The sequence below is a fragment of the Pseudomonas sp. S31 genome (assembly GCF_016648105.1).
GTDB lineage: Bacteria > Pseudomonadota > Gammaproteobacteria > Pseudomonadales > Pseudomonadaceae > Aquipseudomonas.
This window is the reverse complement of record NZ_JACVVE010000001.1, coordinates 464,562-486,636: the sequence shown is the minus strand read 5'-3', so window position 1 is coordinate 486,636 and position 22,075 is coordinate 464,562. Positions and strand designations below refer to the sequence as shown.

Genomic DNA, 22,075 nt, shown 5'->3' with positions numbered 1-22,075 from the left:
CTGTTGGGGTTGGCAGGGCTGCGTCTTTTGCGCAGGTGCAGCTAGAGCCGAAACAGGAATGAAAATCTGTTACCCCTTGCGTAAAAAAGTTTTCGGTTCAGGCCGTACGCCCCTCGAGTCGCACCCAGTAACGGGTCAGGCGGCGTATCTGCAGCGGCAGCGAGTCCTCGAGGTTGGCCAGCACCGCCTCGCTGTCGTCCAGCAGGAAGGTGCCGGACAGCCGCAGGCCGGCCACCTCGGCCGTGCAGCCGAGGTAACCGTGGCGATAACGGGAAAGCTCGGCGAGCACTTCGTCCAGGCGCCAGTCGATCACCACCAGCATGCCGTGCACCCAGGCCGAACTTTGCGCGGCTGCTGGCAGCAGTGGGCCGATATGGTCGGCGGCGAAGGTCAGGGTCTGCCCGGCTTCGGCGCGCAGTACCTGGGCGTGCGCCAGCCGTGGCCGGACCTCGACGGCGTGGGCTTCGACCGTGACCCGTGTGCTGCCCTGGAACTGCCGCACCGTGAAGCGGGTGCCGAGGGCGAGGATTCGCCCTTCCGCCGACTGCACGCTGAGCGGGCGTGCATCCTTGGCGGTCTCTACCAGGATTTCACCCCGGCGCAGGACGATAAGCCGCTGCTGGCCATCGAAGCGCACATCCACCTGGGTATCGGTGTCCAGCACCAGGCGGCTGCCGTCGGCCAGGGTCAGCTGGCGGCGCTGGCCGACCCGAGTGGTGTAGTCGGCCTGCCACGGTGAAAGCTGGTAGCCCTGCCAGCCGACCGCACCCACGCCGAGCAGCAGCGCCAGCATCTTAACTGCCGCCCGGCGCTGTTGCCGGGCCTGTTCGAGTGTACTCGCGCCCACGCTTGCAGGCGCCTGTGCCAGACGCTGCTGCAAGCGTTCGAGTCGCGTCCAGGCTTGCGCATGCTGCGGGTCGGCGGCCAGCCAGGCCTGCCATTGCTGGCGGGTGGTGGCGCTGACCGAGCTTTCGTTCAGGCGCACATACCAGTCCACTGCCTGGGTCAGGGCCTGCTTCATGCTTCGTCCAGCAGCAGGCAGTGCATCAGGCCGCGGGCGAGGTGCTTGCGCACCGTGCTCACCGACACCCCGCAACGTTCGGCGGCTTTTTCGTAGGGCAGCCCGTCCAGTTGTACCGCCAGGAAGATCTGCCGCGTGCGCGTGCCCAAGCCGTCGAGCAGGCGATCGATGGCCAGCAGGCTGTCGAGGATCAGCGCACGGGTCTCTGCCGAGGGCGCATGCAGTTCGGGGCGCAGCCGCAACGCTTCGAGATAGGCCTGTTCCAGGCTGCGACGGCGGTAAAGGTCGATGACCAGGCCGCGAGCGATGGTCGCCAGATAGTGCCGCGGTTCCTTCAGGCCGCTGGCGGTGCGGGCCACCAACACACGTACGAAGGTGTCCTGGGCCAGGTCTGCGGCATCGGCGGAGTTGTTCAGGCGGTGGCGCAACCAACCGCGCAACCAGCCATTGTGGTCGCGGTAAAGGGCATGCAGATGCTCATGGGTTGGTGCGTCGGGGGCCGTGGTGGACATTCCCTCTCCCTGCCGGCGAATGATGCAAATACGAAACAGTCGCGATTGTAGAGAGATTGGCCATGACTGGGAAGTTGCTTGGGTATCCTGACTTCTCCATGGTTTCTGCACATTTGGCCGTTACCCTCGAAGTCCGCTGCAGCCTGCCAGGGTTGCACGTCACCGACTTCACCCGCTCAGTGCCTGGAGCGATCTGATGAGTGTACCGATGCCGCAGAAGCTCGATTTGAATCCCGATGCCATCCAGATCCACAATTTTTTCGTGACGCCCGTCGCCAGCATCGTCCACCCTCATGCGGAGCCCTTGAATGCGCAGTTGCGAGAGGTCATCGCGCAGCGGATGGACGTGGACCCGGGCACGGCGCACAGCAACCAGGGCGGCTGGCAGTCCACCTCCGACTTCACCACCTGGGGTGGCGAGGCCGCGCAGGCATTGCTGGCGTTCGCCGAGTCCCTGGCGAACCAGCTGACCGCCGTCCACAGCGCGGAGCATGGCTTGATCGAGCCGACCTTCGAGTGGAAACACAACGCCTGGGTGAATGTGAACCTGCCGGGCGACTACAACGACCTGCACGGGCACCCGGGTGCCTACTGGTCTGGTGTGTATTGGGTGGACGACGGGGGGCGTCAGGCGGACCCAGCGGTCGGCGGCGACCTGGAGTTTCCAGACCCGCGCGGCATGGTGCCTTCGGTCTACAACCCAGACCTCAGGATGCGCATCGAGGGCTGTCTGACGGCCGGCTACAGCACGACCGTCGCCCCAGCGACCGGGACGTTCATCATGTTTCCGTCGTGGTTGATGCATTCGGTCCGGCGCTACAACGGAACACGGCCGCGTATTTCGATCGCGTTCAACTTCGGTGTCTGACGCTCTGCCTGGCCCTCACGCCAACCGATAAAAAAATCCATCACCGGCTCGCAGATGGGCTTTAGTAGGGATTGAGCTATATTTTTTCGCGATCAATAGCTTAATTCCTACCCGAAGAGAGGACGGTCCCTGTGAGAAAACTAACGGCTTTTCTGTTCACGAGTGTTATCGCCTGCTCGGCGATGGCTGCGGATGATGATATGAGCCAATGCGATCTGAACTTGCAAAAGTTGCGAGATCTCCGGGCTTCGATCGCCGTGGTGCCTCAGCCGCTGTTGGGGGAGGTCAAGTCCTTGCGGATCGATGCCGAAGACGCCAAGCACGACGGCGATGCCAAGAAGTGCCTCAGCTATACACTCCAGGCGCTGCAAAAGCTGAGGACCGCTGGCAAGAGCAACTGATAGCTCGAAAGGGCCAGTGCACGCTCGAGCAGCACTGGCCCTTCGGCTCTTCCTGGGTGTTTCATCTGCTGATTCACTGACTTCCGGCAACTTTCACCTCAGCCCACCCCCTATCCTGCCTTCCCGGCAATCGTACAAATTCCACAATAATTCCGTGCAAAGTCTTCAAGAAATTTCATTGGGCGATGCATTACACTTGCGAATGAGCTAGAAATACCTAGTAACATCTGCTGTCCCTTCAAACGACAGCCTCCTTTTTCTCATCCATTTCCTTACAAAAAACGAGCGTTAATACTTGCATGCATGATCCAAGACAGCGCTACCTCGGCCCCTCCGGGTTGCAGGCCTGCACGATCACCTTCGCGCTGCTCAGTGGCTTGGCAGTGGTCAGCCCAGCCTCGGCAACGGATGCCTTCGATAGTCAATCGCCCCACATGTTCGGCAATTGGGGCGGCACGCGTGACGACCTTGAGCAACAAGGCATCGAGTTCAACGCCAGCTATGTCGGTGAAGTCGGGGCCAACCTGGGCGGCGGCTACGACAACAGCCGCGCCACCCGTTACAGCGATCAGTTCGCCTTCGGCGCCAAGTTCGACCTGCAGAAGCTGCTGGGCTGGCACGATGCGGCCTTCCAGCTGACGGTCACCGATCGCAACGGCGACAACATCTCCAACGACCGCGTGGGCGACCCACGGGTCGGTACGCTGAGTTCCTCCCAGGAAGTCTGGGGCCGCGGCTCGCACTGGCGTCTGACGCAGATGTTCTACCAGCAGAAATTCCTCGACCAGCGACTGGACATCAAGGTCGGCCGGTTCGGCGAAGGCGAGGACTTCAACACCTACGACTGCGACTTCCAGAACCTGTCGTTCTGCGGCTCGCAGGTCGGTAACTGGGGTGGCATCTGGTACAACTGGCCGGTGAGCCAGTGGGCCGCACGAGTCAAGTACGCGATCACCCCGGAGCTCTACGCGCAGATTGGCGCCTACGAGCAAAACCCTTCCAATACCGAGTCGGGCAATGGCTTCAAGCTCAGTGGCAGCGGCACCGAAGGTGCGGTACTGCCGGTCGAGCTGGTCTGGCAGCCGCGCCTCAATGGCCTGCCGGGCGAGTACCGCGCCGGCTACTACTACAGCACCGCCGATGCCAAGGACGTCCTCAAGGACAGCCACGGCCAGCCCGCTGCCGTCTCCGGCAACGACTACCGCAGCGCGTCGAGCAAGCATGGCCTGTGGTTCGGCGTGAAGCAGCAGGTCACCCAGGTGGGCGCTGATACCTCGCGCGGCCTGAGCCTGTTCACCATGGCCACCGTGCACGACAAGAAGACCAACCTGGTCGATCACTACGTGTCCGCCGGTGCCATCTACAAGGGCCTGTTCGATGCTCGGCCGCTGGACGACATGGGTTTCGCCGTGTCGCTGATCCACGTGAACCCTGCCTACCGCAAGAATGCCAAAGCGACCAACCTGGCCAGCGGCGTCTACGATTATGACGACCCTGCCTACTTGCCGGTGCAGGACACGGAGTACAACGCCGAGTTGAACTACGGAGTGCATGTCACCAACTGGCTGACCGTTCGCCCGAACCTGCAGTACATCCGTCACCCCGGTGGCGTGTCCCAAGTGGACGACGCCTGGGTCGGTGGCCTGAAGATCCAAGCGTCTTTCTGACGTGAAGCGCGCCGGCCCCGGTCGGTTTTTTGACCCACTCTAAATGGAGTTTCTTCTATGAGCACTCAGGGTGCTTCGAACCGTAGCCGACTGCTACCGAGCCTGCTCGGTATCGTCCTGCTACTGATGGGCCTGGCCCTGGTGGCAGGCGGCATCAAGCTCGCTACCGTCGGTGGCTCGCTGTATTACCTCATCGCCGGCGTGGGCATCGCCCTGACCGGTGTCCTGCTGCTGGCCGGCAAGCCCGCCGCGTTGTGGCTGTATGCCCTGGTGCTGTTCGCCAGCACCGTCTGGTCGCTGGCCGAAGTGGGCCTGGACTGGTGGCGCCTGGTGCCACGCCTGGCGCTGTGGTTCGTGCTCGGCATCGTGATGCTGCTGCCGTGGTTCCGTCGTCCGCTGCCGGGCAGCGAAGCGGCGGGCAAGGCCACTGGCGCGCTGGGCGTGGCGGTCGTGCTGGCGGGCCTGGCGGCCCTGGCCAGCCAGTTCGTCGAACATCGCGAAATCAACGGTACCCTCGACCGCGACAGCACCGACGTGACCCACAACGCTCCGGCCCAGCCCGATGGCGACTGGCAGCATTACGGGCGTACCGCGTTTGGCGACAAGTACTCGCCGCTCAAGCAAATCACCCCCGAGAACGTGCACAAGCTGGTACCGGCCTGGACCTTCCGCACCGGTGACATCCCGACCGAGAACGATCCGGGCGAGACCACCGCGGAAAACACCCCGCTGAAGGTCAATGGCATGCTCTATGTGTGCACCCCGCACAGCCAGGTGATTGCCCTGGACCCGGACAGCGGCAAGGAAATCTGGCGCTACGACCCGAAACTGTCGACGCAGAACGCCGCCAACTTCAAGGGTTGGGCGCACATGACCTGCCGTGGCGTGGCCTACCACGACGATGCAGCCTACGCCGAGGCGTCTGCCGAGCAGAGCCCGAGTAGCGACGCCAGCGCCAATGCCTGCCCGCGCCGTCTGTTCCTGCCGACCGCCGACACCCGCCTGATCGCGCTCGATGCCGACACCGGCAAGGTCTGCGAAGGCTTCGGCAACAAGGGCCAGATCGACCTCACCACCAACATCGGTACCTTCGCCGCTGGTGGTTACTACTCCACCTCGCCACCTGCAGTGACCAAGGACCTGGTGATCATCGGCGGCCACGTGACCGACAACGTCTCCACCGACGAGCCATCGGGCGTGGTGCGTGCCTATGACGTGCACGACGGCCACCTGGTGTGGAACTGGGATCCGGGCAAGCCGGACGCTACCGAGCCGATCGCTGCCGACGAGTTCTACACCCGCAACTCGCCGAACATGTGGTCGGTGGCTTCGGTCGACGAAAAACTGGGCATGGTCTACCTGCCCATGGGCAACCAGATGCCTGACCAATGGGGCGGCAACCGTACCCCTGAGTCGGAAAAATACAGCGCTGGCGTGACCGCGCTGGACCTGGCTACCGGCAAGGTGCGCTGGACCTACCAGTTCACCCACCACGATCTGTGGGACATGGACGTCGGCGGCCAGCCGACCCTGATGGACCTGAAGACCGCCGACGGCGTCAAGCCGGCGCTGCTGGCTTCGACCAAGCAGGGCAGCATCTACGTGCTGGACCGTAGCAACGGCCAACCTATCGTGCCGATCGAGGAACGTCCGGTGCCGCAGGGCGCCGTGGAAGGCGACCACACCGCGCCGACCCAGGCCTTCTCGGACCTGAACTTCTCGCCGACCACCCTGAAAGAAAGCGACATGTGGGGCGTGAGCCCGTTCGACCAGATGCTCTGCCGCATCCAGTTCAAGTCGCTGCGCTACGAGGGCATGTTCACGCCGCCGTCGCTGCAGGGCTCGCTGGTGTTCCCGGGTAACTTCGGCGTGTTCGACTGGGGCGGCATTTCGGTCGACCCGGTACGCCAGGTGCTGTTCGCCAACCCGGACTACATGGCCTTCGTCTCCACCCTGGTGCCGAGCGCAGACGTGGCTGGCGGCCCGGCTCGCAAGTCCGAGACCGAGGGCGTGCAGCCTAACAAGGGCGCGCCGTACGGTGTGATCATGTCGCCGTTCCTGTCGCCGATCGGCCTGCCTTGCCAGGCGCCGGCCTGGGGCTATGTAGCTGCGGTCGACCTGACCACCCACAAGGTCATCTGGCAGCACAAGAACGGCACCGTGCGCGACAACTCGCCACTGCCGCTGGCCCTGCCGATGGGCGTACCGAGCCTGGGCGGCAGCTTCATGACCGCCAGCGGCCTGGCGTTCCTGTCGGGCACCCTGGACCAGTACCTGCGCGCCTATGACGTGCGCGACGGCAAGGTGCTGTGGGAAGGCCGCCTGCCGGCCGGCGCGCAGACCACGCCGATGACCTACCAGGGCAAGGACGGCAAGCAATACGTGCTGGTCATGGCCGGTGGTCATGGCTCGCTGGGCACCAAGCAGGGCGACTACGTGATCGCCTACAAGCTCGCCGACTGACGCTAGCGCTGTAGAAAAATGCCGCTTTCGAGCGGCATTTTTTTGCCTGGCTTTTGGCCCTGACCTGACATTTCTGCCAGTAGGCAGGTTTACCGAGGCGCTTTAGGGTGCGGGTAAACGTAGCCTGGGGCCACATGGACATGGCAGGTAAGGGCAAGCAGGCGGCGCGCCTGCTGGCGTTGGTGGTGATCCTGATGAGCGACGCCGGCGAAGCAGCCGCAGCAATCCGTATCGAGAAACTGGCACCCTGCGGGCCTTGGGCCCCAGGCCAGCCAAGGGCCTGGTGCGTGCAGGCACGCGGCCTGTCCGACGCCATCCCGCAGGTGCTGCTCGGCGGTCGCGAGATACCGGCCAGCCGCGTCACGCGCGAGGGTCGGACGCTGCACCTGCAGTTGCCGGAGCGTCCGCTCGACAGCGGTTCGTTGTGGTTGCGCGATGGCATGCGCATCAGCAACCCGGTCTGGCTGAGCACGCGGCAGAGCTACGTGCTGTCGGCCAACTCCGAACGACAAGTGCCAATCGCCGACCATCTGGTCACCTCGGTGGATCTGCTTGGGTTACTGCTCCACGAAGATGTCCAGGGGCAGTCCCAGGCGCAGCGTATCGCCAAGGCTCACGGGTTGCAGATAGTCGGCGCCATCCCACCGCTCAATCTGTACCAGGTGCGCCTGAGCAGCTCCACGCTACTTGAGCGTAACGCGATGGTGCAGGCGTTGGAGCAAGACCAGGCGGTGGAGGCCGTGCTGGTGGAAGATGACAACCGCAACGACGGCCAGAAGCCGTACAAGGCCATTGAGCCGCCAGACGATGACGGTTGGGCGGCCAATCGCTTCGACCAGGGGGTGGACCTGTACCGCCGGTATGCTGCCTGGGAGCACCGGCGACCAGGGCCGGTGAGCGTCGGCGTGATCGAAAAGGGCGTGAACTTCGATTCGCCGGATTTCACCGAACTGGTCGCGCCTTGCGGGCATGCCGGGGTCAGCCTGCAGGCACGTCACAGCCGCCCGAAAAATGCCCACGGCTCCATCGTGACCGGGATACTGTCTGCCCGGATAGCCGAAGGCGGCAACAGGGGGTTGTTGAGCCGGATCGGGCCGATGGGCCGGGGCTTTCGGGTGATCGTCGACATCGGCGGCGAAACCGGAGTAGTGGGCCGTGTAGCGGCCTCGGTGAATCTGGTCCAGGACCAGGTGCGCGTGCTCAACTGGAGCTGGGGCGTGCACCGCATGGGCAGGCTTGACCTGAAGGGGCAGCCGATAACGGCCAATGTCCGCTCCGACCTGGCCTTCGAGGGTTACCGGCGATTGCTGGTGCGGTTCTTTGCCTGGTTGAAGCGCGAGCACCCCGAGGTGCTGGTGGTCAATTCCGCCGGCAACAGCGCGTCCAGCACCGACGATCACCTGCCGGCCTCGCTGTCATCGGAGCAACTGCTGGTGGTGGGGGCGCATCAGCGCAGTGGCCGCGACGTCGGCGTGGAGGATGCGCGGTTCGTGGTGCGACGTGGCAACTCCAACCTCGGCCCGCGAGTCGATATCACCGCTGCGGCCTGCCCACGACCGCCGCAGACCACCGCACCGCGGGCAGGATCGGGTGGTGGCTGCGGTACCTCTTATTCAGCGGCGCTGGTTACCGCTGTGGCTGCCGCGATGGTGTCCATCAACCCCGATCTGCAACCCGCACAGATCAAGGCTTTACTGCGCCGCAGCGCGTTGCCTGCGCAGGCGGGCCTGACCGCCCCATTGCGCGCTGACGAGCGTGAGCGCAGCGACGACCCGGCAATCGGCCTGTCGTCCCGGCTGGACATGCTCGAGGCTATGCGCCTGGTCATTCTCGGCGGCGAACCTGGCAAGCGCTGATACGCCGTTGTCACATACCTGTCATGGGGCAGCTGCTAGCGTGCGGATCCCTTCCAGTGGCACAGGCGAGCGACACGGTGCAGCCCGGTACGACCCGCAAGCAGTTCATTATTCGGTCCAACGACATGCGCAGCGATGACTTCGGCGCGCTGTTCACACAAATGTTCGGCAACCTCTATGCCGACCTGCCGCCTCTGGGCGACGGTATCTCCATCGGCGGCGTGTATGGGCGCTTCGAGGGCATGAGCGTGCGGCGCATGCAATACCGCGGCGACTTCACCATCGTCTTGCCCACACCCCAGGACGAGATCACCTTCGTGCTACCCAGCGCCGGCCATATCGTGTTCGATCAGCGTGGCGAGGCTGTGGGCGGCCACCAGGTCGGGCTGGCGGTGGACAAGCTGGATATTCGCTCGGTGCGCATTGCCGATGGACATGCCCAATGCGGCATGTCGATCCGTCGGGGCTTGTTCGTGGAACGCCTGTCGACCTTGCTCGAGCGGCCGCTGGCCGCGCCCATTCGGTTCGAGCCGGTGGTGGACCTCGGCAAGTCGGCATTCCAGGGGATTCGTGCCTTGCTCGAAATGGCCACGGGCATCGAGTTCGACCAACTGATCAACAGTGGCCTGTTGATGCCCGCGAGGCTCCAGGAAATGCTGGTCGATGCGGTACTGGAAACCTGGCCGCACAACTACAGCGAGGCGTTGCACCGCCCGCAGCCGGCACTGGCGCCTCGCCACGTGAAACTCGCCATGGCCTACATCCGCGAACACCCTGCCAGCCTGGTCAGTGGCAGCGAGCTGGCCTTGCTGGCCAATGTCAGCCTGCGCGCTTTGCAGGAGGGCTTCAAGCGTTTCGCGGGTATGTCGATCGTCGCCTATCAGCGGCAGGTGCGCCTGGAACTGGCGCACCAGGTGCTGCAGCGCGGGGAGGGCAGTTCGGTGGCGCAGGTTGCGCAGGGCCTTGGTTTCAGCAACGCCGGGCGCTTCGCCCAGTATTTCCAGCAGGCCTATGGCGTCAGCCCGGCGGATGTGCGGCGAGGCGGCCTGAAGTAGGCCGCCCGCCCCGTTGCATCAGAACGCGTAGCTGGCCTTGAGGCTGCCGCTCACGCCGTGGCTGTCGCCCCCGCCCAGGGCCGCGACCTCGGCGCCGACGCTCAACGCACCCAGGTTGGCCATCAGGTTGACCCCAGCGTTGAACTGGTCGCGGTTGTCGAACGCGGCGCGTTGCTCGATATCCAGGCCGAGCAGATGGGCTTGGCTGTCGACCTGGTGATCGCCCAGGACGTGCTCGTAGCCCACCTCGACACCGGGTACCAGTTGCCAGGCACCTAGCGCGTACGGCGCGAACGACGCCTTGAGGTTGGCCATGGCGGCGCGGCGGGTGGCTTTCAGATCGTCGACCTGCAGCGCCAGTTCGCTGCCTTTTTCGTCGAAGCCCGACAGGTCGACGTGGCTTACCCGCACGCCCAGGCTTGGCTCCAGCACCACGCTGCCGGCGGGCAGTCGGTAGCCCAGGGCCAGGCTGCCGCCGACCAGAGTGCCGTGGCTGTCGCCCTTGGCGGTGCCCAGGCCGCCGCCGATGTCGCGCTTGCTGCTGTAGTCGAGCCAGCCACCGCTGGCCTTGGCGTCGATGAACAGCCCCTGCTCCAGGCTGCCGGGGGCGAAGCGCGCGCCCAGGGCGAGGAAGGTCAGGTCGGTGTCCGCCTCGCCGCCCGCGCCGCCGACGTTGCCGTTGCTGTAGCCGAAGCCGGCGTAGGCACTGAGCTGTTCGCTCAAGCGCTGGGTGAGGCCGATCATCAACCCCTGGCTGTGTTCGTTGCTGCTCGATACCTGGGATGAGCCATCGGTGCCCAGGTAGCCGGCCAGGGCGGTGCTCCACAGGCGCGACTGGCCGGCCTTGAGGTCGATGCCGTCGGTGAACGGTGCGGCGGCGCGGTCGATCATCGCGTCCTGGCGCAGCAGGTAGCTGGCGGCATCGGCATGCACCTGGCCGCCGACCCTGGACTCGACGCCGCCCAAGGTGCCGGCATCGATGGCCGATTGCAGGTAGTAGTTGTAGGCGGTGTAGTTGCCCGACAGCGAGGTGTCCTGCAATTGCTCGAGCAAGCGGGCACCCGCAGCGGCATTGCCCAGGAAACCGGCCTGGCCGGGCAGGGTGGCGTAGCGCACCATCTTGCCGCGCAGCACGTAGAGGGTTTCCTGGGTCAGCCCCAGGCCCTGCTTGAGGTAGTTGTCCATGCTGCCGTACTCGGCCGTCACCTCATCGAGGCCGGCCTGCAGGTAGCTGGCCTCGACGCCCAGCAGCGGCGCGTAGATCTCGGCCATGCTCGCGGGCATCGCGGCCAGGGTGGCGGCCACGCGGTCGGCGGTGTATTCGTTGGTCGCCAGGTAGTTCTCCATGATGGTCGCATCGTCCACCCCAGCGATGCTCAGCAGCACGGCGGCGGTCCAGCCGGTGCGGTCCTTGCCAGCGGTGCAGTGGAACAGCGCCGCGCCGTCGGCAGCGGCGAGGTCGTTGAACAGCGTGGTGAACTGACTGCGCACGCCGGCATCGCTGACGAAGCTGCGGTTGGCATCCTCCATCATCGCCCGCGCCTGGGCTGCGGTGGTGACCGAGATACCGGTCACGTTGGCGCCGGAGCTGGTGCTGCCGAGGATATCGATGTTGGTGTAGGTGGCGCCGTCCGGCAGGGTGTCCGGGGTGGTGGCGATCTCGCTGGCGGTACGCAGGTCGTAGACGTCGCTGATGCCCAGGCTGTTGAGCACGGTGAGGTCCGAGGCGGTCGGGGTCAGGGCATTGGCGCGGTAGAACACCCCGGCACGCATCACGCCGTCATGGCGGGTGGAATAGGCCTCGGTAGTGCCGGCGATATCGCGGAAGTTGTCCATGCCGGCCAGACGTGGGGTGTCGAGCGCGTCGGCGGCATGGGCGGCGGAGATGGCGAGGGTGAGCAGGGACAGGGAGCAGAGCACACGTTGCAGCACGGATCAGATCTCATTGTGGTTGGATTGAGCGTGCTACTGTCGGTGGGCGAGATGAAACTGAATGTTACGGTTTCGGGCCGTATGGCGAAGTGTGCGGGTTTTGTCCCGAGGCTGCGTTTTTTGTCCCGATTTTCAGAACATCGCCCACCCCTGTAGGAGCGGCCTCGCGCCGCGATGGGCTGCGTAGCAGCCCCAGGGTTCTATGGCGCCCTGACGATCTGGGGCTGCTACGCAGCCCATCGCGGCGCAAGGCCGCTCCTACCGGGGGCCTGACCAGAGGTCGCCAGGAATGCACACCTGGCCATCGAACAGTAACCGGGCGGTGCGCACCAGCCCGCAACCGTGGATGGCGCCATCGCGCATTGCGATTTCCACCGTGAATTCACCACTGGGATGCTCCACCGACAACCGCTGGGCATCGCCCGTGGCGGTGCACGCCAGCGCCTGGGCGATCGAACCCTGGACCAGGCAGGCGGTGGCGACGCTCACTGCACCGAATACACCAATCGAAGCGTGGCAGCGGTGCGGGATGAACGAGCGGGTGTTGATCGCACCGCCGTTGCGCGGCGCCGACAGCAGGCACATCTTCGGCACGTTGCGCTGGCTGACGTCGCCCAGGTTCATGCGCGGGCCCAGTTGCAGGCGGATCGATTCCAGTCGCGCCTTGAGCGCGTTGTCGGCGTCCAGCACCGCACAGGGCTCATGGCCGCTGATACCCAGGTCCTCGGCGCGCAACAGCACCACCGGCATGCCGTTGTCGATGCAAGTGACCTCGATGCCGTCGACTCGATCACGGCTGTTGCCGGTGGGCAGCAGTGCACCGCAACTGGAGCCGGCGACGTCGGCGAAGGTCACCAGCAGCGCAGCCGCCTGGCCCGGCACACCGTCGATACGCGTTGCGCCGGCATATTCCACCTGGCCGTCGGCGGTCGGCACCTGGGCCACGGCGATCTGCCCGGTGTTCTGCATGTAGATCCGCACCGGCGTGCTCGAGCCGCTGGCCGTCACCAGGCCGCGCTCCAGGGCGAACGGCCCGACGCCTGCGAGGATGTTGCCGCAGTTCTGCCCATAGTCGACCCGTGCTTCGTCCACCAGCACCTGGGCGAACAGGTAGTCGACGTCGGCGTCGTCGCGTTGCGAGGCGCGAATGATCGCCACCTTGCTGGTCAGCGAGTCGGCGCCGCCGATGCCGTCGATCTGCCGGGCGTCCGGCGAGCCCATCACCGCCAGCAGCACGCGATCGCGCAGCGGGCCGGATTCGGGCAGGTCGTCATGCAGGAAGTAGGCACCCTTGGAGGTACCCCCGCGCATCAGCAGGCAAGGTATGCGGGTCTGGCCCATGGTCAGTCGTCCAGGTCGCTGAGGTGGTCGACGTAGCGCAAGCCCTTGGCCGCCAGGCGCGGACGCATCTCGTAGATGTCCAGGCCCAGCTCGCCGGCGGCCAGGCGCAGGCGCTTGCGTTCTTCCAGTTCGGCGCGCTGGGTGGCGGCGTCGAGCACCACCTGGGCTTCGCCATGGCGCACCACGACCACGCCGTCGTCGTCGGCCACCACGATGTCCCCGGCATTGACCAGTTGGCCGGCGCACAGCAGCGGCAGGTTCACCGAGCCCAGTACTTCCTTCACCGTGCCCTGGGCATTGGTGGCCCGGGACCATACGGCAAAGCCCATGTCGCGCAGGGTCTGGCTGTCGCGGATGCCGGCGTCGATGACCAGGCCACGCACGCCGCGGGCCTTGAGCGAGGTCGCGAGCAGGTCGCCAAAATAGCCGTCGCTGCACGGCGAACTGGGCGCCACCACCAGCACGTCACCGGGGCGGCATTGTTCCACGGCCACATGGAACATCCAGTTGTCGCCGGGTGCCACCAGCACGGTCACGGCACTGCCAGCCACGGCCACGCCTTGCTGGATCGGGCGCACGGCGGTGTTCAGCAGGCCCTTGCGACCTTGGGCCTCGTGCACGGTAGCCACGCCGAGCTGCCCCAGGGCATCGATGACCTGGGGTTCGGTGCGTGGGATGTTACGTACCACGATACCGGTCTTGCCGATCAGCCCACTCATGCCAGGTTCTCCGTGACGCGTGGGAACACGCTCTGCAAGCCTTCGGCGTAGATGATGTTGCGTGCGCTGGTGATGCCGACGTTGCGCTTGGCCTGCACGCCCCGCTGCAGGGCGACCCGGGTGTAGTACTCCCACAGGTGTTCCTGGCCGGCCATGCACTGGATGGCGGCGTACTTCCTGTCCCACACCGAGGTGATATCGAGGAAGGTGTCCGGGCGCCATTCGCACTGTTCCGGCTGGTGTGGCTCGAAGGCATACACCGGCGGCGCGCCGACGATCTGCTCGCCCGGCTTGTAGCCTTCGGCCTGGGCGATGATGCGCGCTTCCTGGGCCAGGTGCATGGCCAGTGGGTGGTCGTAGTTGTAAGGGTCCTTCAGCGAATGGCTGAGAACGAATTCCGGCTGTACCCGGCGGTACACGTCGGCCAGGCGGAACAGGGTGTCCTTGTCGGCGCGCATCGGGTAGTCGCCGATGTCGAAGAACTCCACGCTGGCACCGAGGATCTCGGCGGCGGCCAGGGCTTCTTCGCGGCGTGCGTCCTTGATCTTGGCCTCGGTCATCTCGCCCTTGCGCCACAGTTTGGCCGACTCGCCACGCTCGCCGAACGACAGGCAGACCACGTGCACGGCATAACCCTGCTCTGCGTGCAGGGCGATGGCGCCGCCGGCGCGCCAGACGAAATCGGCGGAATGGGCGCTGACCACCAGGGCGGATTTTTGTGGGTTGTTCATTGTTCGTAGGCTCCTGCGGGGGGTAGGGGCAGGATGTCATCGGGGCTGGCGCGGGACTAATGCATTCCAGCGTTGCGGGTATGCGTTTTATTTATTGCCAATGACGGAGTGGGGCGGCATAGTCGCGCCAGTAAAGCGCCGGGCGTCGCGGAGGCCCTATGACTGAGCTTGAACTGCCTAACCTGATGCAGGTGCGTGCCTTCGTTCGGGTGGCCGACGTGGGTAGTGTGTCGCGGGCCTCTGAATTGCTGTTTCGGGCGCAGTCGGTGGTCACCCGGGCCATCGCCGAGTTGGAGGCGCGCTTGGCTGCGCCGTTGTTCGAGCGCCACGCCAACGGCATGCGCCTGACCGACTATGGCGAGTGCGTGCTGCCCCGCGCCAGGCGGGTCCTCGCCGAGCTCGATGAGGTGCCGCGGTTGTTGGGCTGCGTCCAGGCCGAGCCGATCTACCTGTTCCAGGCACGCCGCTTGGAGGTATTCGTCAAGCTTTGCGAAACCCGGCACATGCAGACGGTAGCGCGCCACTTCGGCCTCAGCCAGCCGGCGGTCAGTGCGGCGCTCAAGGTGCTCGAGGGCGGTTGTGGGCGGCCATTGTTCGAACGCACGCCCCGGGGCCTGCAACCGACCCGGGCGAGCCAGGAAATCCTCTTCCCGATCCGCCGGGCACTGAACGAGCTACGCCACATCGACACCGACCTCAGCGCCATGCAGGGCACCCTGCGCGGTATCGTGCACGTGGGTGCGCTGCCGTTGGGGCGTTCACGCATCCTGCCCGAGGCCATCGTGCGTTTCACCACGGCGCACCCGCAGGTCCGCGTGATCACCAACGAAAGCCCGTTCGACCTGCTGGCCACCGAGTTGCGCGTCGGTGATGTGGACTTCGTGCTGGGGGCTCTGCGGCCCAGCGACTATGCCAGCGACCTGGTCGGCGAGCCGCTGATCACCGAGGAGATGGTGCTTCTGGCGCGGCGCGGCCATCCGTTGCTGGCGGGGCAGGTGACCTTGGCGCAGGTGCGCGAGGCGCGCTGGGTGTTGCCCAGGGCGGGCTCGCCGGCCCGTGCCCAGCTCGATGCCTGTTTCGCGGCGGCCGGGCTGGCTGCCCCTGGGGCAGGCAGGGGCAGTACGAAGATGGCAAGCGCGGTGGTGGAAAGCGGCGACCTGGCGATCATCCGTGGCCTGTTGTTGCGCTCGGACATGCTTGCGGCGGTGTCCGCCCATCAGCTCGCCCACGAGATCGCCAGCGGTGAGCTGCAACGCCTGCCGCTGGCGCTGCCGGGCACGGCGCGCGCCATTGGCCTGATGCAGCGCGTCGGCTGCTTGCAGTCACCGGCGGCGGCTGCGTTGATGGCCTGTATCCGCCAGGTGATCTCCGTGTAGGAGCGGCCTCGTGCCGCGATAGGGCTGCGCAGCAGCCCCCAGCCCTACAGCAAGCTCAGCGGATAGCTGACGATCAGCCGGTTCTCGTCGAAACTGTTGGTGCTGCCCCAGTTGCGACGTTGACTGGAGTTACGCCACTTGACGTTCAGGGCCTTCAGCGGGCCGGACTGGATCACATAGGCCAGCTCGCTTTCGCGGCCCCACTCGGTGCCATCGTCGGTGCTGGCGTTGTGCACGTTGTCACCGTGGATGTAGCGGTTCATCAAGGTCAGGCCAGGGATGCCGAGCACCACGAAGTTGAAGTCATGGCGCAGCTGCCACGAGCGCTCCTGGGCGCTTTCGTAGCTGGAGCCGAAGGCATCGTTGGCCAGGGTGCCTCCGCTGGCGCCGTTGACCCGGAACCACTCATCGTCGCCCATGACCTTCTGCAGGCCGACATAGAAGGTGTTGCCGCCGATCCTGGCCGAGAACAGGCCCGAGGCGGTGCGGTTGTCCAGTTCGCCGGCCTTGGCACTGCCGTCTTCCTTGCCCCAGAAGTAGCCCAGGTTGGCGCCCAGCACCCAGTCGCCCACGGGTTGCTGGTGTTGCACCTGCAGGTAGCGCTGCTGATAGATGTCTTCGAGCTGGGCGTACCAGGCGCCGACGAGGGTGCGGTCCTGGTTGAAGCGGTATTCGCCGCCGGCGAAGTCGAAGCGGTCGGAAGTGAACGCGGTGCGAGTGAACAGGCTCATGTCCTCCATGCTGGCGTCGTTGCGCGGGCTGTTCTGGCGGAACTGGCCACCGTACAGGGTCAGGCCGGCCAGTTCGTTGGAGGTGAGCTGGGCGCCCTGGAAGGTCTGCGGCAGCGAGCGGCCGTCGTCGGCACGCAGGATCGGCAGCGCCGGCGCCCATTCGCCGACTTTCAGTTCGGTCTTGGATATGCGCATCTTGCCGGCCACCGCCGTGCGCCCGAAGTCGTCCGCCGGGCGCCCGTCGTCATGCACGGGCAGCAGTTGCGTGCCGGCGGTGCCTTTGCCGCCATCGAGCTTGACGCTGTACAGGCCCAGCACGTCGACGCCGAAGCCGACCACGCCGGGGGTGAAACCGGACCGGAAGTCGAGGATGAAGCTCTGCGTCCACTCCTCGGCCTTGCCTTGGCTGGCTGTGCCGGTGTAGTCGCGGTTCATGTAGAAGTTGCGCAGTGTCAGGCTGGCCTTGGCATCGTCGACGAAACCTTCGGCCGAGGCGACCAGGGGCAGGCCGGCAGCCAGGGCGACCGTGGGCACGAGCGGGTACAGAGTGCGGCATTTCATTGTTGTTGTTCTCCAGTGATGGGCAAAGCGCGGCCCGCCAGCGGCGCATCGGCGCTGGGCAGGTTGAAACAGGGAGCGAGGGGCGGCGCGGCTCGGCGCGGCCAGGTGGTCAGGCGGGAGGCTGGGTGTATCGAGGCATGGGGCGGATTCCGTGTTATTGGCGTTGTCGTGGAATTCGGTGTTGCGGGTACGCCGGGGCCAGGTGTGGCCCCGGATGTTGCGCTACGATCAGTTGGCGGCCTTGCCGGCCACCGAGTAACGGACCTGCTGATTTCGGGTCTTCATGAAGTCGTCGATGCTCTGCCCGCGCATGGCGGCGTAGATATCCAGGTTGGACACGCCCAGCACTGCGCCGAGCTTCTCCAGGACGAAGAAGATCACCCCGTAGTGGATCAGCCCGCGCCAGTCGCGGCGGCGCAGCAGGTCGCTTTCCTCTTCGCTCAGGCCGGCCTCGCGGTACAGCGCTTCGGGTTCGGCGAGGAAGCGCTGGCGCCACTGCGGCTCGATCAGGCGATGCAGGAACTTGTTCAGGCGATAGCCCTTGGCACTGCGTTCCAGGGTGTAGGGGTAGGTGCCTTCGAGCAGTTCCGCCCCCGCCAGTTGGTGCTGCATGTGCTGGCGGTGGCGCTCGTTGACCGGGGCCGGCAGTGGTTGGTCCTGGTTTTCCAGGAGCAACGTGGCGATGCCGGTCATCGACGGCAGGTAGTAGCTCTGGTGCTTGCGCTCGACATTGCCCGACAGCGCCCCGCGCATGATCAGCCAGGTGATCACCTCGGCCCCCTCCATACCGCCGAGCGTTGCGTACTCGGCCAGGGTCATCTCGGTGAGCTGCTGCGGGTCGTTCACCAGCAGCTCGATGAACTGCGCGTCCCATTCCGGGTTGTTGAAGCCGCAACGCTCGCCATGCACCTGGTGCGACACGCCACCCGTGGCGACGATGGCGACCTTGAGGTCCTCGGGGTAGCTCTCGATGGCACGGCGCAGGGCCTGGCCCAGTTTGTAGCAGCGCCGCGCGGTAGGGATCGGCAGCTGCAGCACACCCACTTGCAGCGGCACGATCTGCACGGGCCAGCCCTCGTCGCACGGCAGCAGCGCCGACATCGGCGAGAAGAAGCCATGGTCCAGCGGCTTGTCGCGGAAGAAGCTCATGTCGAACTCATCGGCCATCAAGCTCTGGCCGATGTGTCGCGACAGTGCCGCGTGTCCGCTTACCGGTGGCAGCTCACGCGGGTTGCCGCCTTCGTCGGCCACGCCGTACAGATCGTCGACGCCCAGGGTGAAGGCGCTGTAGTGGTCGAAGAAGAACGAGGTGACGTGGTCGTTGAAGATGTAGAACAGCACGTCTGGCTGGCGCGCCTGCAGCCACGTGCGGATCGGCTCGAAACTCTCGAAGATCGGCGCCCAGGCGGCTTCCTGCTGTTTGTCGTTGTCGACTGCGAAGCCGATGGTCGGGGTGTGGGAAACGGCCAGGCCACCAATGATGCGAGCCATGCGAATGTCCTCTGTGACGGGTTACTGCGCGGTCACTGCCGCGTTCGCGCGGCGCCGGGCGTGGCCGTTGGCCAGGATCGCCACGGCGGCGGCGAATGCCGGCAGGCCGAGGAGGGTGAACAGCAGCGGCAGGCCCAGCCCGAGGCTGAGCACGGCACCACCGATGAGGGAACCGAAGATTGCGCCAAAGCGGCCGATGCCGAGCATCCAGCTTACACCTGTGGCGCGGAATTCCGTGGGGTAGTAGCCCGGGGCGAAGGCGTTGAGACCGGTCTGTGCGCCGCTCATGCAGAAGCCGGCGACGGTCACGCCAAGTACCAGCAGGCTGGACTCCAGGCTCAGGGCGCCCAGCGAGACGATGCACAGGCCGCCAAGGGCGTAGGCGATGGCGATCACCCGGTTGGGGTTGCGTCGATCCATGATCCAGCCGACCACGATCGCGCCTACTGTGCCGCCGATCTGGAACAGGCCGGTGATGGTGGCGGCGCGCTCGATCGACAGGCCGCCGTCACGCAGCAACGTCGGCAGCCAGCCCATGGTCAGGTAGATCACCAGCAGGCCCATGAAGTAGGTCAGCCACAGGGCCAGGGTGCCGAGGCGGTAGCGTTCGCTGAACAGCTGGCGCGCTGGCGCCTTGTGTTGCACGGTCGGCTCGCTGACGGTGAAGCGGGTGCCTTCGGCGAAGCGCCCGCCAAGTTTGGCGAGGGCGGCGGCAATCTGCCGGGCGGGAGCCTGGCGGGCGGCGAGGAAGCGCGCCGACTCGGGCAGCAGCCACAGCAGCAAGGGCAGCAAGGCCAGCGGCAGCAGGCCGCCAGCCAGCAGCACCGACTGCCAACCGTGCTGCGGGATCAGCCAGGCGGCGAGGAAGCCCCCCAGGCCCGAGCCCATGTTGAAACCGGTGAACATGATGGTGATCAGCAGCGAACGGCTGCGCTCGGGCAGGTATTCGGCCAGCAGGGTGGTGCTGTTGGGCATGGCGGCGCCCAGGGCGATGCCGGTCAGCAGGCGCAGCACCGCCAGTTCATAGGGGCTGCGGGCGAAGGCGCAGGCCAGGCTCAGCAGGCTGAAGCCGCTGACCGCGATCAGCAGCACCTTCTTGCGCCCCAGCCGGTCGGCGTACGGGCCGGCGGTCAGGGCGCCGATGGCCAGGCCGACCATGCCGGCACTCATCACCGGCCCGAAGGCGGCGCGCGACAGCCCCCAGTCCTGCATCAGCGACGGGGCGATGAAGCCCATGACCGCGACGTCGAAGCCGTCGAACAGCACGATCAGGAAACACAGCGACAGGATCAACCACTGGTAGGCGGAGATGGGACGGTTGTCGATCCAGTCTTTGACGTCGATGGCAGTATCGACAGTAGGCTTGAGCATGCGTGGTCACCTTTTGTTCTTGTAATGGTGCGAATGCTGCTGGAACGCCATCGAATGCCTTCGAAATGCCTGATATCCAGCAGGAATCACCGCGCCGGAGTTCGGCGTAGGGTGACTGTAAGCCCTGGGCCCGGCGCAGCGCCTGCGGGAATTCTTTAATGGGATATCGATTCTGTTTATCGGCTTGATGCCAGGTAGGTTTTTGGCCGGCCCGGGTTTCCTTTGCCGGCGCCAGCGGCTAGCCTCGGCGGGACTTCTTTTCCCTACCGCGTGCCCCCACCATGCCAGAAGGTTTTGCCGCGCTGCCCTCGCTCAATGCGCTCCGTGTCTTCGAAGTGGTTGCCCGCCACCTCAACTTCCGCCTGGCGGCCGAGGAACTGGGTGTCACCCAGGCCGCCGTCGCCCAGCAGATCCGAGGCCTGGAGGCGAACCTGGGGCTGCCGTTGTTCGAGCGCCAGGCGCGTGGGCTGGCGCTGACCGATGCTGGCCTGGGCTACAGCGGCAGCGTCCGCGGCGCCTTGGCGATGATCGACGAGGCGACCCGCCTGCTGCGCCCGCAACCGGCGCACCTGACGGTCAGCGTGACCCCAACCTTCGCATCCAAATGGCTTATCCCCCGGCTTGGGGCATTCGCCGAGTGCAACCCCGATATCGACCTGCGGGTAATGGCCACCGATCGCCTGTCGCACTTTCATACCGATGCGGTGGACATTGCCGTGCGCTACGGCCGGCCTCCCTTCGGCCCGGGTCTAGAGAGCGAACTGCTGATGGAGCAGCGGATAGTCGCCGTCGCCAGCCCGGCATTGTTCCAGGGGCAGGCTGGGCCGACCACTTTCGAGGGGTTGCAGGGCTACCTGATGCTGCACGATGCCCACGACTTCTGGCCCGCATTCAACGCGGCGCTGTTCCCGCAGCATGGGCCGGGTACCGCCAAGCACATGCGTTTCAACCAGACTTCGCTGGCCATCGAGGCCGCCATCAACGGCCAGGGGATCGCCCTGGCCAACCAGGCTTTCGTCGCGGGCGATATCGCGGCCGGGCGCTTGCAGCAAGTGTTCGGTCAGGCGTTGCGGCTCGACAAGGCGTTCTATCTGGTGTGGCCGCGCAAGGCCCGCCAACCGGCGCTGCTGGGCTTGGTGAGGGCCTGGCTGGGGCAACAGGCTCTCGATAGTTAATCTACTGGCTTGGACAAGTTGGCCTGTCTCTCTCGTTCAGCGCAGGCGCGCTAAGGTTAGACAAACCTTGAACGACAGCGTGGAGGCAGCATGGCAGTGGAAAAAGTAGCGATCATCACCGCAGGTGGCAGTGGCATGGGCGCGGCGGCAGCGCGGCGCCTGGCGGCCGATGGCTACAAGGTCGGCATCCTGTCGTCCTCGGGCAAGGGTGAGGCCCTGGCCGAGGAACTCGGCGGCATCGGCATCACTGGCAGCAACCAGTCGGTCGACGACCTGCGACGGCTGGTCGATGCCGTGGTCGCCCAGTGGGGGCGGGTGGATGTGCTGGTCAACAGCGCCGGCCACGGTCCACGGGCACCGATCCTGGAGATCAGCGACGAGGACTGGCACAAGGGCATGGACACCTACCTGCTCAACGTGATCCGCCCGGCGCGGCTGGTGACGCCGATCATGCAGCGCCAGCAGAGCGGGGTGATCATCAACATTTCCTCGGCCTGGACCTTCGAGCCCACCGAGCTGTTCCCCACCTCCGCGGTGTTCCGCGCGGGCCTGGCGTCGTTCACCAAGATCTTCGCCGACACCTACGCGGGCGACAACGTGCGCATCAACAATGTGCTGCCGGGCTGGATCGACAGCCTGCCGGCGACCGAGCAGCGCCGTGAAAGCGTACCGCTCAAGCGTTATGGCACCAGCGAGGAGGTGGCGGCGACCATCGCCTTCCTGGCCAGCGAAGGCGCGGCATATATCACTGGGCAGAACATCAAGGTCGATGGGGGTGTGACGCGTAGCGTCTGAACGCGCCCT

The 22,075-nt window shown here is 65.7% G+C and carries 18 protein-coding genes; 9 read left to right on the top strand and 9 right to left on the bottom strand.

Features of this window, described 5'->3' with window-relative positions; translation table 11 throughout:
* Window positions 1–97 precede the first annotated feature (97 nt).
* Together IAE37_RS02045 and IAE37_RS02040 are read right to left on the bottom strand one after the other, a co-directional pair.
* Window positions 98–1,021, bottom strand: a complete 924-nt coding sequence (locus IAE37_RS02045; protein WP_201168146.1) for a FecR domain-containing protein — start codon at window positions 1,019–1,021, stop codon at window positions 98–100.
* Window positions 1,018–1,533: a sigma-70 family RNA polymerase sigma factor gene (locus IAE37_RS02040; protein WP_201168139.1), complete on the bottom strand. Its 516-nt coding sequence runs from the start codon at window positions 1,531–1,533 to the stop codon at window positions 1,018–1,020. Before IAE37_RS02040 ends, IAE37_RS02045 begins: the two co-directional genes overlap by 4 nt.
* A gap of 196 nt (window positions 1,534–1,729) precedes the next feature.
* Here IAE37_RS02040 and IAE37_RS02035 point away from each other — a divergent pair, with 196 nt between their 5' ends.
* From IAE37_RS02035 to IAE37_RS02010, 6 genes are all read left to right on the top strand, one after another.
* Window positions 1,730–2,401, top strand: a complete 672-nt coding sequence (locus IAE37_RS02035) for a TIGR02466 family protein (protein WP_236409725.1) — start codon at window positions 1,730–1,732, stop codon at window positions 2,399–2,401.
* Window positions 2,402–2,532: 131 nt separating this feature from the next.
* Window positions 2,533–2,802 carry a hypothetical protein gene (locus IAE37_RS02030; protein ID WP_201168136.1) on the top strand — a complete coding sequence of 90 codons (270 nt, stop codon included), beginning with the start codon at window positions 2,533–2,535 and terminating at the stop codon, window positions 2,800–2,802.
* 299 nt (window positions 2,803–3,101) lie between these two features.
* On the top strand, window positions 3,102–4,469 hold the full coding sequence (locus IAE37_RS02025; protein ID WP_201168134.1) for a carbohydrate porin: 1,368 nt from the start codon (window positions 3,102–3,104) through the stop codon (window positions 4,467–4,469).
* Between the two features lie 57 nt (window positions 4,470–4,526).
* Window positions 4,527–6,932 carry a glucose/quinate/shikimate family membrane-bound PQQ-dependent dehydrogenase gene (locus IAE37_RS02020; RefSeq protein ID WP_201168131.1) on the top strand — a complete coding sequence of 802 codons (2,406 nt, stop codon included), beginning with the start codon at window positions 4,527–4,529 and terminating at the stop codon, window positions 6,930–6,932.
* A 134-nt stretch (window positions 6,933–7,066) separates the two neighbouring features.
* Window positions 7,067–8,788, top strand: coding sequence for a S8/S53 family peptidase (locus IAE37_RS02015; RefSeq protein ID WP_236409724.1), 1,722 nt, complete (start codon window positions 7,067–7,069; stop codon window positions 8,786–8,788).
* Window positions 8,789–8,865: 77 nt separating this feature from the next.
* The gene (locus IAE37_RS02010) at window positions 8,866–9,843 is read left to right on the top strand and encodes an AraC family transcriptional regulator (protein WP_442967755.1); all 978 of its coding nucleotides are present in this window, start codon (window positions 8,866–8,868) and stop codon (window positions 9,841–9,843) included.
* 18 nt (window positions 9,844–9,861) lie between these two features.
* On the opposite strand, the gene IAE37_RS02005 is transcribed toward IAE37_RS02010, so the two are convergent.
* The 4 genes from IAE37_RS02005 to galB all read right to left on the bottom strand — a co-directional run bounded on the left by IAE37_RS02005 (window position 9,862) and on the right by galB (window position 14,566).
* A complete protein-coding gene (locus IAE37_RS02005) occupies window positions 9,862–11,775 on the bottom strand; it encodes a tyrosine-protein phosphatase (protein WP_201168117.1) in 1,914 nt (637 codons plus the stop codon).
* 258 nt (window positions 11,776–12,033) lie between these two features.
* A complete protein-coding gene (locus IAE37_RS02000) occupies window positions 12,034–13,116 on the bottom strand; it encodes a 4-oxalomesaconate tautomerase (RefSeq protein WP_201168115.1) in 1,083 nt (360 codons plus the stop codon).
* 2 nt (window positions 13,117–13,118) lie between these two features.
* A complete protein-coding gene (locus IAE37_RS01995) occupies window positions 13,119–13,835 on the bottom strand; it encodes a 4-carboxy-4-hydroxy-2-oxoadipate aldolase/oxaloacetate decarboxylase (RefSeq protein ID WP_201168113.1) in 717 nt (238 codons plus the stop codon).
* Window positions 13,832–14,566 (bottom strand): 4-oxalmesaconate hydratase, encoded by a 735-nt coding sequence (gene galB, locus IAE37_RS01990; protein ID WP_201168111.1) that lies wholly within the window; start codon window positions 14,564–14,566, stop codon window positions 13,832–13,834. The genes IAE37_RS01995 and galB overlap by 4 nt, the downstream gene beginning before the upstream one ends.
* A 158-nt stretch (window positions 14,567–14,724) precedes the next feature.
* Here galB and IAE37_RS01985 point away from each other — a divergent pair, with 158 nt between their 5' ends.
* Window positions 14,725–15,942, top strand: a complete 1,218-nt coding sequence (locus IAE37_RS01985; protein WP_201168100.1) for a LysR family transcriptional regulator — start codon at window positions 14,725–14,727, stop codon at window positions 15,940–15,942.
* A gap of 44 nt (window positions 15,943–15,986) precedes the next feature.
* Here IAE37_RS01985 and IAE37_RS01980 read toward each other — a convergent pair whose 3' ends face one another.
* From IAE37_RS01980 to IAE37_RS01970, 3 genes are all read right to left on the bottom strand, one after another.
* On the bottom strand, window positions 15,987–17,234 hold the full coding sequence (locus IAE37_RS01980) for an OprD family porin (RefSeq protein ID WP_201168088.1): 1,248 nt from the start codon (window positions 17,232–17,234) through the stop codon (window positions 15,987–15,989).
* A gap of 228 nt (window positions 17,235–17,462) precedes the next feature.
* Window positions 17,463–18,725 carry a gallate dioxygenase gene (locus IAE37_RS01975; protein WP_201168086.1) on the bottom strand — a complete coding sequence of 421 codons (1,263 nt, stop codon included), beginning with the start codon at window positions 18,723–18,725 and terminating at the stop codon, window positions 17,463–17,465.
* Window positions 18,726–18,746: 21 nt separating this feature from the next.
* Window positions 18,747–20,096 (bottom strand): MFS transporter, encoded by a 1,350-nt coding sequence (locus tag IAE37_RS01970; protein ID WP_201168083.1) that lies wholly within the window; start codon window positions 20,094–20,096, stop codon window positions 18,747–18,749.
* A gap of 281 nt (window positions 20,097–20,377) precedes the next feature.
* On the opposite strand from IAE37_RS01970, the gene IAE37_RS01965 reads away from it, so the two are divergent.
* Both IAE37_RS01965 and IAE37_RS01960 read left to right on the top strand, forming a co-directional pair.
* On the top strand, window positions 20,378–21,271 hold the full coding sequence (locus IAE37_RS01965) for a LysR substrate-binding domain-containing protein (protein WP_201168081.1): 894 nt from the start codon (window positions 20,378–20,380) through the stop codon (window positions 21,269–21,271).
* Between the two features lie 90 nt (window positions 21,272–21,361).
* A complete protein-coding gene (locus IAE37_RS01960; protein ID WP_201168078.1) occupies window positions 21,362–22,066 on the top strand; it encodes an SDR family oxidoreductase in 705 nt (234 codons plus the stop codon).
* Window positions 22,067–22,075 lie beyond the last annotated feature (9 nt).

Excerpts from the sequence above, each read along its gene's own strand:
- IAE37_RS01985 (WP_201168100.1), top strand. The coding sequence starts at position 14,725 with ATGACTGAGCTTGAACTGCCTAACCTGATGCAGGTGCGTGCCTTCGTT.
- IAE37_RS02015 (WP_236409724.1), top strand. The coding sequence starts at position 7,067 with ATGGACATGGCAGGTAAGGGCAAGCAGGCGGCGCGCCTGCTGGCGTTG.
- IAE37_RS02020 (WP_201168131.1), top strand. The coding sequence starts at position 4,527 with ATGAGCACTCAGGGTGCTTCGAACCGTAGCCGACTGCTACCGAGCCTG.
- IAE37_RS02035 (WP_236409725.1), top strand. The coding sequence starts at position 1,730 with ATGAGTGTACCGATGCCGCAGAAGCTCGATTTGAATCCCGATGCCATC.
- IAE37_RS01970 (WP_201168083.1), bottom strand. The coding sequence starts at position 20,096 with ATGCTCAAGCCTACTGTCGATACTGCCATCGACGTCAAAGACTGGATC.
- IAE37_RS02045 (WP_201168146.1), bottom strand. The coding sequence starts at position 1,021 with ATGAAGCAGGCCCTGACCCAGGCAGTGGACTGGTATGTGCGCCTGAAC.
- IAE37_RS02000 (WP_201168115.1), bottom strand. The coding sequence starts at position 13,116 with ATGGGCCAGACCCGCATACCTTGCCTGCTGATGCGCGGGGGTACCTCC.
- galB (WP_201168111.1), bottom strand. The coding sequence starts at position 14,566 with ATGAACAACCCACAAAAATCCGCCCTGGTGGTCAGCGCCCATTCCGCC.
- IAE37_RS01965 (WP_201168081.1), top strand. The coding sequence starts at position 20,378 with ATGCCAGAAGGTTTTGCCGCGCTGCCCTCGCTCAATGCGCTCCGTGTC.
- IAE37_RS01980 (WP_201168088.1), bottom strand. The coding sequence starts at position 17,234 with ATGAAATGCCGCACTCTGTACCCGCTCGTGCCCACGGTCGCCCTGGCT.
- IAE37_RS01960 (WP_201168078.1), top strand. The coding sequence starts at position 21,362 with ATGGCAGTGGAAAAAGTAGCGATCATCACCGCAGGTGGCAGTGGCATG.
- IAE37_RS01975 (WP_201168086.1), bottom strand. The coding sequence starts at position 18,725 with ATGGCTCGCATCATTGGTGGCCTGGCCGTTTCCCACACCCCGACCATC.
- IAE37_RS02040 (WP_201168139.1), bottom strand. The coding sequence starts at position 1,533 with ATGTCCACCACGGCCCCCGACGCACCAACCCATGAGCATCTGCATGCC.
- IAE37_RS02025 (WP_201168134.1), top strand. The coding sequence starts at position 3,102 with ATGCATGATCCAAGACAGCGCTACCTCGGCCCCTCCGGGTTGCAGGCC.
- IAE37_RS01995 (WP_201168113.1), bottom strand. The coding sequence starts at position 13,835 with ATGAGTGGGCTGATCGGCAAGACCGGTATCGTGGTACGTAACATCCCA.